The 13,570-nt window shown below is 72.6% G+C and carries 11 protein-coding genes (1 of these 11 cut by a window edge); 6 read left to right on the forward strand and 5 right to left on the reverse strand.

Annotated elements, in window-relative coordinates; translation table 11 throughout:
• Both ACQPXS_RS10720 and ptsP read left to right on the forward strand, forming a co-directional pair.
• A protein-coding gene (locus ACQPXS_RS10720; protein ID WP_351809695.1) for a PTS sugar transporter subunit IIA crosses the window boundary here: on the forward strand, positions 1–380 show its 3' portion. 70 nt of this gene lie to the left of the window's left edge; the window shows 380 of its 450 coding nt (coding positions 71–450); its start codon lies off the left edge, out of view; its stop codon occupies positions 378–380.
• Between the two features lie 78 nt (positions 381–458).
• Positions 459–2,129: a phosphoenolpyruvate--protein phosphotransferase gene (gene ptsP / locus ACQPXS_RS10725; protein WP_433449049.1), complete on the forward strand. Its 1,671-nt coding sequence runs from the start codon at positions 459–461 to the stop codon at positions 2,127–2,129.
• A 118-nt stretch (positions 2,130–2,247) separates the two neighbouring features.
• Here ptsP and ACQPXS_RS10730 read toward each other — a convergent pair whose 3' ends face one another.
• Together ACQPXS_RS10730 and ACQPXS_RS10735 are read right to left on the reverse strand one after the other, a co-directional pair.
• Positions 2,248–3,141 (reverse strand): hypothetical protein, encoded by an 894-nt coding sequence (locus tag ACQPXS_RS10730; RefSeq protein ID WP_433449050.1) that lies wholly within the window; start codon positions 3,139–3,141, stop codon positions 2,248–2,250.
• 24 nt (positions 3,142–3,165) lie between these two features.
• Positions 3,166–4,437, reverse strand: coding sequence for an MFS transporter (locus ACQPXS_RS10735; RefSeq protein WP_433449051.1), 1,272 nt, complete (start codon positions 4,435–4,437; stop codon positions 3,166–3,168).
• Positions 4,438–4,494: 57 nt separating this feature from the next.
• On the opposite strand from ACQPXS_RS10735, the gene ACQPXS_RS10740 reads away from it, so the two are divergent.
• Positions 4,495–5,814: an aminotransferase class I/II-fold pyridoxal phosphate-dependent enzyme gene (locus ACQPXS_RS10740; RefSeq protein ID WP_433449052.1), complete on the forward strand. Its 1,320-nt coding sequence runs from the start codon at positions 4,495–4,497 to the stop codon at positions 5,812–5,814.
• Between the two features lie 11 nt (positions 5,815–5,825).
• Here the strand turns inward: ACQPXS_RS10740 and ACQPXS_RS10745 are convergent, their stop codons facing one another.
• Positions 5,826–7,802, reverse strand: coding sequence for an acetoacetate--CoA ligase (locus ACQPXS_RS10745; protein ID WP_433449053.1), 1,977 nt, complete (start codon positions 7,800–7,802; stop codon positions 5,826–5,828).
• A gap of 214 nt (positions 7,803–8,016) precedes the next feature.
• Between ACQPXS_RS10745 and ACQPXS_RS10750 the strand changes: the two genes are divergently transcribed.
• The gene (locus ACQPXS_RS10750; RefSeq protein ID WP_433449054.1) at positions 8,017–10,377 is read left to right on the forward strand and encodes a glycoside hydrolase family 31 protein; all 2,361 of its coding nucleotides are present in this window, start codon (positions 8,017–8,019) and stop codon (positions 10,375–10,377) included.
• Positions 10,378–10,385: 8 nt separating this feature from the next.
• On the opposite strand, the gene ACQPXS_RS10755 is transcribed toward ACQPXS_RS10750, so the two are convergent.
• Together ACQPXS_RS10755 and ACQPXS_RS10760 are read right to left on the reverse strand one after the other, a co-directional pair.
• Complete coding sequence (locus ACQPXS_RS10755) at positions 10,386–10,922, reverse strand: NUDIX domain-containing protein (protein WP_351809675.1); 537 nt, start codon at positions 10,920–10,922, stop codon at positions 10,386–10,388.
• A 46-nt stretch (positions 10,923–10,968) separates the two neighbouring features.
• The gene (locus ACQPXS_RS10760; protein WP_433449055.1) at positions 10,969–11,778 is read right to left on the reverse strand and encodes a M15 family metallopeptidase; all 810 of its coding nucleotides are present in this window, start codon (positions 11,776–11,778) and stop codon (positions 10,969–10,971) included.
• A 153-nt stretch (positions 11,779–11,931) separates the two neighbouring features.
• Between ACQPXS_RS10760 and ACQPXS_RS10765 the strand changes: the two genes are divergently transcribed.
• Together ACQPXS_RS10765 and ACQPXS_RS10770 are read left to right on the forward strand one after the other, a co-directional pair.
• Positions 11,932–12,357, forward strand: a complete 426-nt coding sequence (locus ACQPXS_RS10765) for a Zn-ribbon domain-containing OB-fold protein (RefSeq protein WP_433449056.1) — start codon at positions 11,932–11,934, stop codon at positions 12,355–12,357.
• Positions 12,354–13,544: a lipid-transfer protein gene (locus ACQPXS_RS10770; protein WP_433449057.1), complete on the forward strand. Its 1,191-nt coding sequence runs from the start codon at positions 12,354–12,356 to the stop codon at positions 13,542–13,544. Before ACQPXS_RS10765 ends, ACQPXS_RS10770 begins: the two co-directional genes overlap by 4 nt.
• The last annotated feature ends 26 nt before the right edge of the window (positions 13,545–13,570 follow it).

Raw genomic sequence — 13,570 nt, forward strand, 5'->3', positions numbered from 1 at the left:
CCGGGGCCATGGTCGGCCCGGGCACCGCGATCGACCCCGTGCGTGAGCCCTCCGAGGCCGTGGCGCCCGTGGACGGCGTCATCGTCTCCCTGCACCCGCACGCCTTCGTCGTGGTGGACGGGAGTGGGCACGGCGTGCTCACCCACCTCGGCATCGACACGGTGCAGCTCAACGGCGAGGGCTTCGAGCTGCTCGTCAACAAGGGCGACACCGTGACGCGCGGCCAGGCCATCGTGCGCTGGAACCCGTCCGCGGTCGAGGCCGCCGGCAAGTCCCCGGTCTGCCCCGTCGTCGCCCTGGAAGCCACGGCCGAGTCCCTCTCCGAGCTCCGTGACAGCGGAGACGTGAAGGCCGGCGACAGCCTCTTCGCCTGGAACTGACGACAGTGCCGTCGTCGGACGGCGATCAGGACAACCACCGCGGCGGCGGGACCCGCCGCACTATCGGAGACGGGTGAGATGGAGACAACGCTGCGAGGCGTCGGCGTGAGCCATGGCGTGGCCATCGGCGAGGTTCGGCACATGGGTACGGCGGTGCTGGAGCCGCCCGCCAAGCAGATCCCCGCGGAGGAGGCCGAGCGTGAGCAGGGGCGCGCCCGCCAGGCCGTGGACGCCGTGGCCGCCGATCTGATGGCGCGCGGCAATCTGGCGGGGGGCGAGGCCCAGGCCGTGCTCGAGGCGCAGGCCATGATGGCCCAGGACCCCGAGCTGATGGCGGACGTGGACCGGCGGATCGCCGTCGGCAGCACGGCCGAGCGTGCGGTGTACGACGCGTTCGCGGCGTACCGGGAGCTGCTGGCCGGTGCGGGTGAGTACCTCGCCGGTCGCGTGGCCGACCTCGATGACGTGCGGAATCGTATCGTCGCCCGGCTCCTGGGCGTTCCGATGCCGGGTGTCCCGGACAGCGACCAGCCCTATGTGCTCGTGGCGCGGGACCTTGCTCCCGCCGACACCGCGCTGCTGGATCCCTCGCTGGTGCTCGGTTTCGTGACCGAGGAGGGCGGGCCGACCAGTCACAGCGCGATCCTGGCGCGGGCGCTGGGTGTGCCGGCGGTCGTGGCGCTGCCGGGTGCCGGTGAGCTGGCCGAGGGCACGGTGATCGCCGTGGACGGCAGCACCGGCGACATCTTCGTGAACCCGAGCGAGGAGAAGAAGGCGCAGCTGGAGGCCGCGGCCGCCGAGCGCAAGGCCGTGCTGGCCGCCTCGACCGGGCCGGGTGCGACCGCGGACGGGCACAAGGTGCCGCTGCTGGCCAACGTGGGTGGTCCGGCGGACGTACCGGCCGCCGTGGAGGCCGGGGCCGAGGGTGTCGGTCTGTTCCGTACCGAGTTCCTGTTCCTGGACGACAGCAAGAACGCTCCTTCCGAGGAGAAGCAGGTGGAGGCCTACCGGCAGGTGCTGGAGGCGTTCCCCGAGGGTCGTGTGGTCGTGCGCGTGCTCGACGCTGGCGCGGACAAGCCGCTGGACTTCCTGACTCCGTCCGACGAGCCGAACCCGGCGCTGGGCGTGCGGGGTCTGCGGACGCTGCTGGACCACCCCGAGATCCTTCGCACGCAGCTGACCGCGCTGGCGAGGGCCGCTGAGGGGCTGCCGGTCTACCTCGAGGTCATGGCGCCGATGGTGGCGGACCGTGCGGACGCGAAGGCGTTCGCCGGCGCCTGCCGTGAGGCGGGGCTGCGGGCGAAGTTCGGCGCGATGGTGGAGATCCCGTCGGCCGCGCTGCGGGCGCGTTCGATCCTGCAGGAGGTCGAGTTCCTGTCGCTGGGGACCAACGACCTCGCGCAGTACACGTTCGCGGCCGACCGGCAGGTGGGTGCGGTGTCGCGGCTCCAGGACCCGTGGCAGCCGGCGCTGCTCGACCTGGTCGCGCTGTCCGCGGAGGCGGCCAAGGCAGAGGGCAAGAGCTGCGGTGTGTGCGGTGAGGCCGCGTCCGACCCGCTGCTGGCCTGTGTGCTGACCGGTCTGGGTGTCACCTCCCTGTCCATGGGTGCGGCGTCGATTCCTTACGTCCGGGCGACGCTGGCGAAGTACACGCTGGCGCAGTGCGAGCGGGCGGCGGCGGCCGCGCGTGCCGCGGACAGCGCCGAGGAGGCGCGCAGCGCGGCTCAGGCGGTGCTGTCCGGCGAGTAGCCGTACCGGCGGCGCGTCGCGTGTGCCGGGTGCAGGGGCGTCCCGCCTTCGGGTGGGGCGCCCCTGGTGCGTTCGGCATGTTTCCGGCCCGGTCGGCGCCTTCGGCGCTCCGGTTCGGTCAGTGCCGGTGGCCGAGTTCCGGGTTCTCGTCCCCGAGGTCGGGGGGTGGGCAGTAGTCGACGCCGGGTTCCGGGGAGATGAGGTCGCCGGATTCGACGTCGGTGCAGTAGGCGTCGAAGACCTCGGCGGCGGTGAGGGGTTCGAGGACGCCGGAGCGCAGTCGCCAGCCGTAGACGCGGTCGGCCGTGTCCGGGGAGCTGGCGCGCAGGACGAGTCCGCCGGGGCTTCGGGTCGCGAGGCCGAGTGCGAGCACGCTGGTGAATTCCAGGACCTCGGCCTCGTCGAGGCGGATTGCGCCGTCGCTGTCCTGGTCGCCGTTCAGGACGGAGACGAGGGTGTCCGGGGGCCCGGAGACGCTGCACACGAGGTGCCGGTCGCCGGGCGGTGCGGTGTCGAGGATGCGGGCCAGGAGGTCGGAGGCGCGGGTGAAGGCCGCCCTGCCGATGTCCTCGCCGCAGGTGGGGCAGGGTCCGAGGCGGGACAGCAGGGTGGTGGCGTACTCCCAGGTCGCCTGTCGTACGGCTTCGTCGACGAGGGCGGGTACGAGTGCGGCGAGGGGCCGGCCGTCGTAGGGGATGGTGGGGCCGGTGGCCGCCAGTTCCGCGGTGAAGCGGGTCCGGCTGGTCGGGGCTTCCGGGTCGAGGCCGGTTTCCGTGCAGTACGCGGCGTAGTCCTCGGGGTCGAACAGGGCGAGTGTGGTGTGGGTGCCCTGGGCGGCGCGGGCTTTGAGGACGGTCTCGACCTGCTTCAGGTAGGTCGCGTGGTCGTCGAAGGTGAAGCTGCGGTAGCGCCGCATGGCGCGGAAGTCGTGTTCGTCGGTGAGCAGGCCGATGGTGCCGGCGATCTCTCGGCGCAGGACGCGTCGCATGGTCTGGTGGTCGGTGTGCGCCATGTTTCCCCCAAAGTGCGCGGTTGATCAATGCTCACTCACCGTAACCGGCGGCACTGACAACGGGCTTCGCTGGAGGCGGTCGCGGACCAGTCGGTGCTGGAGGGCGCAGGTCAGGGCGATGGTGGCGCCGAATGCGCTCCAGCCGAGGGGGCCGGTGGCGATGGCGGCGGTGACGGCGAGTGGCCCGAGGCTGCGCTGGCCGGACTGGGCGAGGCCGTGCACGCCGAGGTAGGCGCCCTGTGCGGTGTCCGGCGCGAGGGCGAGGGAGAGTTCCCAGGACACGACGGCGTGCAGCATCTCGGCCAGGGTGAAGAGGGCGGCGGACGCGGTGAGCAGGCAGATGGCCCGGGTGGTGCCGCCGGTGGCGGACAGGGCGAGGGTGAGGCCGCCGGCCGCGGAGGCGGCGGACAGCGGGAGGAGCAGTTTCCGGGCTGCCTCTGTGGTGGTGCCGTAGCGGGCGAGCGGCACCTGGAGGGCGACCACCATCACGTTGTTGAGGACGAGCAGCAGGGGTGCGAGGCCGTGCGGTACGCCCTCGCTGTGCGCGATCCACAGGGGCAGGCCGATCTGGAAGACGGAGTCGTCGAGGAAGAGGACCGTGTCGGTCGCCACGTACGCGAGGTAGGTGCGGTCGCGCCAGGGGTTCGCCGGCCGGGCGGCGTGGGATGTGGTGCCGGCGGCGGCTATGCGGCTGCTGGACGGGGGTTCGGCGCAGGTGAGGGTGAGGAGCGCGATCGCGAGGAAGGAGAGTGCGTCGCCGGTGAGGAGCCAGCGGTAGGCGGTGGTGGTGCCGAGGGTGAGGGCGGCCGCGGCGGCGAGGCCGCCCAGGGCCCAGCCGGCGTTGGAGGCGGTGCGGTTGACGGCCTGGTAGCGGACGCGGTCGGGGCCCGCGATGCGGGCTACGTAGAGCTTGGTGAGGACGCTGGAGGCGCGGTCGCCGAGGCTGCCGACGGCCGAGATCGCGAGCAGCGGGAGGTAGTGGTCGGTGGTGAGCAGGCCGAAGGACGCGAGGGCGCGCAGGAGTTGGAGTGCGATCAGGATCCGGGTGAGGGGGAAGCGGTCGGCGATGCGTCCGCCGAGGGGTGCGCCCGCGATGCCGACGGCGCCGGAGACGGCCGCGAGGGTGCCGACCTGGGCGACGGAGAGGCCGGAGACGTAGGTGAAGTACAGGACGGAGACGGATGCCCACAGGCCGCTGCCGATGCGGTCGATGAAGGTGATGAGGAGCATCCGGCGTCCGTCGCGGCCTCCTGGTGTGCGCGAGGGCCGGTTGGTGGCCTCGGGCTTCGCGTCCACTGTTCCCCCTCAGAATGAAGCTTGCTCGGAATTTTGTACTGATACATAATTACTAACGTGGCAACACAATATGAGATCAGTGGTACGACGGCCAAGGGAATTGCCGCGTCCGTCGAACGAGGCGTGGCGGAGGGGTCGTTGGCACCGGGGACCGCGCTGGCGCCGGTGCGACGGCTCGCGGACGACCTGGGGGTGAGTCCGGGCACCGTCGCCACCGCTTACAAGGAGTTGCGACGGCGGGGCATCGTCGTCACGCGCGGGCGTGGCGGCACGGTGGTCGCACCGGCCCCCGCGGTCGCGTCGCGGCGGCCGCCCAGGGTGCCCGAAGGGCTGCGGGACCTGGCCGGCGGGCATCCCGATCCGGCGCTGCTGCCCGCTCTGGTGCCGCCGTCCCGCCTTTCCCCCGGCGCCCGCTCCCATCGCTCCGCGCCCCGGCTGGCCCGGCTGGAGGACGTGGTGCGCGAGTGGCTGGGCGCGGACGGCGTCCCCGTGGAGCACGTGACGTTCGCGCACGGGGCGCTGGACCTGATCGGCCGGGTGCTGTCGGTCGAGTTGCGTCCCGGGGACGGCGTGGCGATGGAGGACCCGGGTTATCACCATCTGCTGGATCTGGTCGCGGCCCTGGGACTGCGCACCGTGCCGGTCGCCGTGGACGACGAGGGGATGCGCCCGGAGGCCCTGCACGGGGCGCTCGGGGCCGGGGTGCGGGCCGTGGTGTTCAGTCCGCGAGCGCAGAATCCGTACGGCGGATGCTTTTCCCCGGCTCGTCGCGACGCGCTGGCCGAGGTGCTGCGTGATGCGCCCGAAGTGCTGGTGGTGGAGAACGACCACGCCTCGGAGGTGGCCGGCGCCCCGCTGTACACGGTGACGGGTGCGGGGCCTGCGCGCTGGGTGCACGTGCGGACCGTCAGCAAGTTCCTGGGGACCGATCTGCGCTGGGCGGCCGCGGCCTGCGACCCGGTCACGCTCGCCCGGCACGACGGCCGGCTGCTGCTCACCTCGGGCTGGGTCAGTCACCTGCTGCAGGAGACCGTGCACGGGCTGATGACGGACGAGGGCACGCGCGCGTTGGTGGCACGCGCGCGTGAGACGTACGCGCTGCGGCGCACCGCGCTGGCCGGCGAGCTGGCCGCACGCGGTGTCACCTCGCACGGTGCGAGCGGGATGAACCTGTGGGTGCCCGTGCGCGACGAGTCGGCGGTCGTGAACGGGCTGCGGTCCTACGGCTGGTGGGTCGCGGCCGGGGCGCGGTTCCGCCTGGCCTCCGGGCCGGGGGTGCGGATCACGGCGGCCGGGCTTGAGCCCGCCGACGCCGCGCGGCTGGCCTCGGACTTCGCCGCCGTGCTGGGCGAGTCCGAGGCCACCTACGGGGGGTGACCCGCCCGGGGTCAGGCGCGCTTGCGGGCGAGTTCCTCGTAGAAGCCGAGCAGGGAGAGGTTGTCGATGGAGCCCGGGTTGACCGCCTTCTCCAGCGGCGTGCCCTGCAGGAGGCGCTTGACGGGGACCTCGATGCGCTTGCCGGTGAGGGTGTGCGGGACGCCCGGCACCTCGATGATCTCGTCGGGTACGTGGCGCGGCGAGAGCTGTTCGCGGATGGTCTGCTTGATCCGGTTCAGGAGTGCCTCGTCGAGGACGGCGCCGGGCGCGAGGTGCACGAACAGCGGCATCCAGTAGCCGCCGTCGGGCTGCTCGATGCCGATGACGAGGGACTCCCTGATCTCGGGCAGGCGCTCGACGACCTCGTAGATGTCGGCGGATCCCATGCGCACGCCTTGCCGGTTGAGGGTCGAGTCGGAGCGGCCGTGGATGATCACGGTGCCGCGTGCGGTGACCGTGATCCAGTCGCCGTGCCGCCAGACGCCGGGGTAGGTGTCGAAGTAGCTGTCGTGGTAGCGGCTGCCGTCGGGGTCGTTCCAGAAGCGGATCGGCATGGAGGGCATCGGGTTGGTGACGACCAGCTCGCCGACCTCGTCGATGACGGGCTTGCCGCTCGGGTCCCAGGCCTGCAGGTCGGTGCCGAGACCGGGCGCCTGGAGTTCGCCGGTGAACACCGGCAGGGTCGGTACGCCGCCGGCGAAGCAGGAGCAGACGTCGGTGCCGCCGCTGACGGAGGCGACCCACAGGTCGGCCCCGCTCTCCGCGAACTCGTCGTGCAGCCAGCGGAAGCCGTCGGGCGGCAGCGGGGAGCCGGTGGTGGCGACGCACTTCACCTTGGACAGGTCGTGGTCGCGCGCGGGGTGGACGCCGGCCTTGCGGCAGGCCATGACATAGGCGGCGGAGGTGCCGTAGAGGGTGGCGCCGGTGCGTTCGGCGACCCGCCACTGGGCGCCCGTGTCCGGGTAGCCGGGGCTGCCGTCGTACAGGACGATCGTCGTGCCCGTGAGCAGGCCGGAGACGAGGAAGTTCCACATCATCCAGCCGGTCGAGGTGTACCAGAAGAAACGGTCCTCGGGCCCGAGGTCGCAGTGCAGGCCCAGCTGCTTGAGGTGTTCGACCAGGATGCCGCCCTGGGACTGGACGATGGCCTTGGGCAGGCCGGTGGTGCCGGAGGAGTACAGCACCCACAGCGGGTGGTCGAAGGGGACCTGCTCGAAGATGGGCTCGGTGTCCCCCGCCGTCAGCGCCGACCACTCCAGGGCCCCCTCGGGTGCCTCGGTGCCGAGCAGCGGGATGTGGACGACGGCGCGCACGGTGGGCAGCTCGCGGCGCAGTTCGGCGACGATCTCGCGGCGGTCGTGCTCCTTGCCGCCGTAGCGGTAGCCGTCGACGGTGAACAGGACGACGGGTTCGACCTGCTGGAAGCGGTCGAGGACGCTGCGCGCGCCGAAGTCGGGGGCGCAGGAGGTCCAGACGGCGCCGACGGCGGCCGTGGCGAGCAGGGCGACGACGGCCTGCGGGATGTTCGGCAGATAGCCGCTGACGCGGTCGCCGGGACGGACGCCCAGGGCGCGCAGTTCGGCGGCGAGGGAGCCGACCTGGCGGCGCAGCTCGGACCAGGTCACCGGGCGCCGCTCATGGGTCTCGTCGACGTACAGGAGGGCGGGTTCGTCCGCGCGGTCGCCGGCGGCGCGCAGGGCGTGCTCGGCGTAGTTGAGGGTGGCTCCTGGGAACCACTGGGCGCCGGGCATGGCGCGGTCGCCGAGCACGCGCGCGTAGGGCGTCGAGAAGCGGACGTCGAACCACTCGGTGACGGCTTCCCAGAACGTCTCCAGGTGGTCGACGGACCACTGGTGCAGGGCGGGGTAGCCGCCCTCGGCCGGGGCGCCGTGGTGCTCGGCGGCCCATGCCTGGAACTGGGTGATGCGTGCCTGGGCGATCCGCTCGGGATCGGGCTGCCAGAGCGGCTGGGGGTTCGCGGTCGACATGGGGCGGCTCCCGGGCTGTGCGCGTCGTGTGCGTCGGTCCGCGCACGTGCTGGGGTGTGCGCGTGACGCGGCTGACAGGGACGATGCCATGTGATCGACTTCTGCACCAGGGTGCGCCCCACATAGTCGGTGTCGTGAAGATGTGGTCCCGGCACGGGTGAACGGCAGTTGAACGACACGCGCGCGTGGGGTGCTCAATGGCAGGGTGAGCAGCATGGACGGTCGTGACCTGGTGCGTTCGGTGGGTGTGGTCGGTGCGGGGAGGGCGGCTCGGGGGTTGCGTACCGTACGGGCGGCGTGGCGCAGGCGGCGGATCGACGCCGCCGGGCTGCCGCGCCGGGGAGCCGAGCGGGCACGGGTCCCGGGCCAGGTGGAGGGCGTGGAGCCGGGGCCGGGCGGCGGGCTGATCCGGTTCGGCCGGTCCGAGCTGCGGATCACCGTCGCGGTGAACGGGGCGGTGTTCTGGGGGTGGGACGGCGCGGGTCCGCAGCCATCGTACGCGCTCGCGGGGAGTTGTCCGGAGCCGGATCCGCGCGCGGTGCTGGAGCCCGACAAGGACGGTGGCTGGCGGGTGGTCGCCGAGCGGGTGACGGTCACCGTCTCGCGGCACGGCGCGGTGGAGGTGCGCACGCCCGGCGGCGTGACCCTGCGACGGGACCTGCCGCCGCGGTGGTGGGAGCCGGTCGAGGGGGGCACGGCGCGCTGGATGCAGCGGTCGGAGGTGGCGGCGGACGCGCGCTTCTTCGGTCTGGGCGGCCGGTCGTCCGGGCCCCGGCTGCGGGACGGCACGTACCGGCTGTGGAACACCGATCCCGGCCGGGCGTTCGGCCCCGGCGACGATCCGCTGTACGTGACCATGCCGGTGCAGCTCGTGGTGGCCGACGCCGGCACGCATCTGGTGTTCCACGACAGCACATGGGACGGCACCGTCGTGCTGCGCGAGGGCGAGGAGGGCGCCGGGTCCGGGCACGACCGGGCGGGGCGCTGCGAGCTGAGGATGGACGGCGGCCCGCTGCGCTGCTGGGTGATGGTGGGCACTCCCGCGCGCGTGCTGCACACCTGGGCCTCGCTGACCGGGGCGCCCGCGCTGCCGCCCTCGTGGGCGCTGGGCCACCAGCACGCGCGGTGGGGCTTCGGCAGCGAGCAGGAGGTCCGCCGGATCGTCGCCGGCTACCAGGAGCGCGGGCTGCCGCTGGACGCCGTGCACCTGGACATCGATCACTTCGACGACCACCAGGTGTTCACCGTCGACCGGGAGCGGTTTCCGAAGCTGCCGCAGCTCGCCGAGGAGCTGCGCCGGGACGGAGTCCGGCTGGTGTCGATCGTCGATCCGGCCGTGAAGGCGGCGCCGGGCAACGCCGTGTACGACAGCGGTTCGGCCGTGGACGCGTTCGTGCGGGACGCCTCCGGGCGGACGGTGCGCGGTGTGGTGTGGGCCGGGGAGTCGGTCTATCCGGACTTCACGCACACGCGCGTGCGCAAGTGGTGGGGCGGACTCTACGAGGAGCGCCTCGGGCAGGGCTTCGCCGGGTTCTGGCACGACATGAACGAGCCGACGTCGTTCAACGCCTTCGGGGAGCTCACGCTGCCGCGGTCGGCCCGGCACGCCCTGGAAGGGCGCGGGGGCGACCACCGGGAGGCGCACAACGTGTACGCGCTCTGCATGGCCCGGGCGGGCTACGAGGGGCTGCGCGAGCTGTCGCCCGGGGAGCGGCCCTTCCTGTTCTCCCGGTCGGGCTGGGCGGGGATGCAGCGGTACGGGGGCACCTGGTCCGGGGACGTGGCGACCGGCTGGCCCGGGCTGCGGGCCTCGCTGTCGCTGGTGCTGGGGCTCGGGCTGTGCGGGGTGCCGTACTCGGGCCCGGACGTGGGCGGCTTCGACGGCAGTCCGTCGGCGGAGCTGTATCTGAGGTGGTTCCAGCTCGGGGCGTATCTGCCGCTGTTCCGCACGCATGCGAGTCTGCGGGCGGGGCGCCGGGAGCCCTGGGAGTTCGGCGCCGAGGTGCTGGAGCACGCGCGCGTGGCGCTGCTCGAGAGGCGGCGGCTGCTGCCGTACTTCATGACGCTGGCGCATCTGGCGCGGCGCACCGGCGCGCCCTATGTGCGGCCGCTGTGGTGGGGGTCGCCGGAGGACCGGGCGCTGCGCGACTGTGAGGACGCGTTTCTGCTCGGGGATGCTCTGCTGGTGGCTCCGGTGCTGGATCCGGGTGCCGACCGGCGGGCGGTGCAGCTGCCGCGGGGCCGCTGGTACGACACCGTGACGGAGGAGGCGTACGACGGGCCGGCGCAGGTGCTCGTCGACGCGCCGCTGTCGCGGATACCGGTGTTCGCGCGCGCGGGTGCGGTCATCCCCGTGCGTGGCGCCGACGGCGGTCTCGAACTGGAGGTGTGGGCACCCGCGCGTGGCCGCACGGGCGGCGGTCTGGTCGTGCCGGACGCGGACGGCGCGTGGGACGAGCCGGAGATCGAGCGCTACGTCGTCCGCCGGCACGGCCCCAGGGTGGTCGTCACCCGGGAGCGGGAGGACGGCTCCGCCGAGCCCCCCTGCCCGGTGCGGGTGCGGGGGCTCGGCTGAGCCGCGCCTCAGACGTACCGGCCCTCGAACCAGGCCCGCACGGCCACGGTGTGCAGCGGGAAGGCGAGTTCCTCGGGCCTGCGCAGCAGCTGCCAGCCCTCGGTCTCCTCCGTGGGGTCGGCGGGCGGGAGCCCTTCCACCGGGCGCTCCGGGAGGAGTCCGAACAGCAGCAGGTGACCGTCGGGCGAGCTCATGGCGTCCACGAGCCGCACGTCCCGGGCGGCCGCGTCGATGCCGGTCTCCTCCTTGAGCTCGCGTACGACGGCCTGCTTCCAGTCCTCCCGGTCGTCGATGTAGCCGCCGGGCAGGGCCGTGCCCCCGCGCGCGGGGGCGACGGTCCGGGTGATGACGACCAGGGCCGTGCCCTTGGTGTCGTACACGGGCTGGATCGCGATCGCCACCGGCAGCGGATTGCGGTAGGCGACCGTCCCGCAGGACGGGCAGGTGCGCGGCCAGCCGGAAACGCCCTCTCCATAGGGCGCTCCGCAACTCGAACAATGCGAGTCCGGTGCGGAGTTGTCAGTTGAGTGCTGAGTTTCGGACACGCGCGGACTGTATCCGATCAGAGGAGGGACATCTTCCGGAGGTTGCTCACTGGCCGCCGACGAGCGACTTCGAGGACACGGGGAAGTCGAAATAGGTGTCCGGGTAGGGCTCGGGCTTGTACGTGTAGTGCCACCACTCCTCGGCGAGGTTCACGAATCCGAGGTTCTCCAGGGTGCTCTTGAGCAGCAGGCGGTTGGCGCGCTGTTCACCCTGGATGCGTGGGTCGAGCGTGTGCGCGAGAGTGTCGAAGCAGTCGAATCCGGTGCCCATGTCGACGGAATTGTCCGGGAAACGCTCCTCCTTGGGTGCGAAGCAGGGCACGAGCGGCTGCCCCGGGTGGTAGGGCCGGGTCGGCCTCGCGGGGAGCTTCACGATCGTGAGGTCCATGGTCGAGCCGCGGCTGTGGCCGGATTTCTCGGCGATGTAGCCGTCCGCGAACAGCCGGGTCTTGTCGACGTTCGGGTAGAACTCGCCCTTCGTCGCCTGGTCGTCGAGGTCCTTCGCCCAGCGCACGAAGTGGTTCACGGCCCGCTGCGGCCGGTAGCAGTCGTACACCTTGAGGGTGTAGCCCTTGCGCAGCAGCGTGAGCTGCGCCTTGTGCAGGGCTTCGGCGGCGGGGCGGGTGAGGATGCACATCGGCTGCTCGTAGCCGTCGATGCGCTCGCCGACGAAGTTGTGCGGGGTGAAGTAGCGCATCTCCTGGACGATCGTCGGATCCACGGTCCTCAGGGCCACGAAGTCCTTCGGCGCCTTGGGCTCCGTCGTCGCCCCCGCGGTGGCGGGGACGGTGGTCACGGCCAGCAGGGCGGCGAAGGTGGTGACGAGACCGCGGACTGCACTGGTGAGTCGTGTCATGTCTCCTGCATCTATCAGGTCCGTGTTGCGGCCGGGAAGCGATCGGAAGGGATTCACCCCGACGCCCTGCCCATTTCCGGGTGACCGTGGCACACTCCTGACGCTTCGTCAGAAACTTGCTGGGGAGGGCCATTGCCGCACACAACCACACCCGTGGCCGACGGATGGTTCGCCGGTGAGGGAGACGGCTTCCGGCTCCTGGGCACCCGCTGCTCGTCCTGCGCCACGGTCTTCTTCCCGCGCGAGGACGTCCACTGCCGCAATCCGCACTGCGACGGCGGCTCCCTGGAAGAGGTGCCCCTGTCGCGGAGCGGGCGCGTCTGGTCGTACACGGACAGCCGGTACCGTCCGCCGTCACCCTATGTGAGCGATCCGGAACTTCCGTGGGAGCCGTACGCGTTGATCGCTGTGGAGCTGGAGGCCGAGCGGATCGTGGTGCTGGGACAGGCGGCTCCCGGGGTCACCGTCGCCGATCTGACGGTGGGCATGGAGGTGGAGGTCGTCCCCGGAGTGCTCCACGAGGACACGGAGACGACCTGGACGACCTGGCGCTGGCGGCCGACGGGGGTGAGGGCGTGACGAGGGACGTGGCGGTGCTCGGCGCGGGCATGCACCCGTGGGGCAAGTGGGGCCGCTCTTTCGTGGAGTACGGAACGGCGGCGGCCCGCGCGGCGCTCGCGGACGCCGGCGTGGACTGGCGCGACGTCGGCTCGGTCGTGGGCGCCGACACGGTGCGGGGCGGGTATCCCGGATATGTGGCGGGAGCGACCTTCGCCAAGGCCCTGGGCTGGCAGGGGGCCAGGGTCGCCAGTGTGTACGCGGCGTGCGCCTCCGGGGCGCAGGCGATCGCCGCGGCCCGGGCACAGATACTCGCCGGGCTCGCGGACGTCGTCCTCGTGGTGGGGGCGGACGCGGCGCCCAAGGGGTTCTTCCGGCCGGCGGGCGGCGACCGGCCGGACGATCCGGACTGGCTGCGCTTCCGGGTCCTGGGAGCCACCAATCCGGTGTACTTCGGGCTGTACGCGCGGCGGCGGATGGCGGTGCACGGGGACACAGCGGCGGACTTCGCCCTGGTCAAGGTGAAGAACGCCGCCATGGGCGCGCTCAACCCCTACGCCCGCTACCGCAAGCGGGTCACCGCCGAGGAGGTCGCCGCGTCCGCGGTGGTCGCCGATCCGCTGCGGCTGCTCGACATCTGCGCCACCTCCGACGGCGGGGCGGCCCTGGTGCTCTCCAGCATGGAGTTCGCGCACCGGCGCGGGGCGACCCGGCCGGTGCGGATCCGGGCGGTCTCCACGGTGACCCCGCGCTTCCCGAACACGGTGCTGGACCTGCCGGACATCGCCACGGACTCCACCCTGGCGGTGGCTGCGCCTGACGAGACCTTCCGGGCCTCCATCGCCCGGGCCGCCTACGAGGAGGCCGGCGTCGGCCCCGGCGACCTGTCCCTGGCCGAGGTCTACGACCTGTCCACCGCGCTGGAGCTGCAGTGGTACGAGGACCTGGGGTTGTGCGGCGAGGGCGAGGGCGCGAAGCTCCTGCGGGAGGGCGCGACGGCCCCGGGCGGCCGCATACCCGTCAACGCCAGCGGCGGCCTCGCCTCCTTCGGGGAGGCGGTCCCGGCCCAGGCCATCGCCCAGGTCTGCGAGCTGACCTGGCAGTTGAGAGGCACTGCGGGCGACCGGCAGATCGCCGGGGCACGCGTGGGGATCTCCGCCAACCAGGGGCTCTTCGGGCACGGATCGTCGGTGGTCGCGGTGCGGTGACGGCCTGGGCAGGCGGCGTACGACAC

This window comes from Streptomyces sp. CA-142005, assembly GCF_050942335.1.
Taxonomy (GTDB): domain Bacteria; phylum Actinomycetota; class Actinomycetes; order Streptomycetales; family Streptomycetaceae; genus Streptomyces.

Coding starts and splice junctions, on each gene's coding strand:
- ptsP (WP_433449049.1), top strand. CDS start 459: ATGGAGACAACGCTGCGAGGCGTCGGCGTGAGCCATGGCGTGGCCATC.
- ACQPXS_RS10730 (WP_433449050.1), bottom strand. CDS start 3,141: ATGGCGCACACCGACCACCAGACCATGCGACGCGTCCTGCGCCGAGAG.
- ACQPXS_RS10745 (WP_433449053.1), bottom strand. CDS start 7,802: ATGTCGACCGCGAACCCCCAGCCGCTCTGGCAGCCCGATCCCGAGCGG.
- ACQPXS_RS10750 (WP_433449054.1), top strand. CDS start 8,017: ATGGACGGTCGTGACCTGGTGCGTTCGGTGGGTGTGGTCGGTGCGGGG.
- ACQPXS_RS10760 (WP_433449055.1), bottom strand. CDS start 11,778: ATGACACGACTCACCAGTGCAGTCCGCGGTCTCGTCACCACCTTCGCC.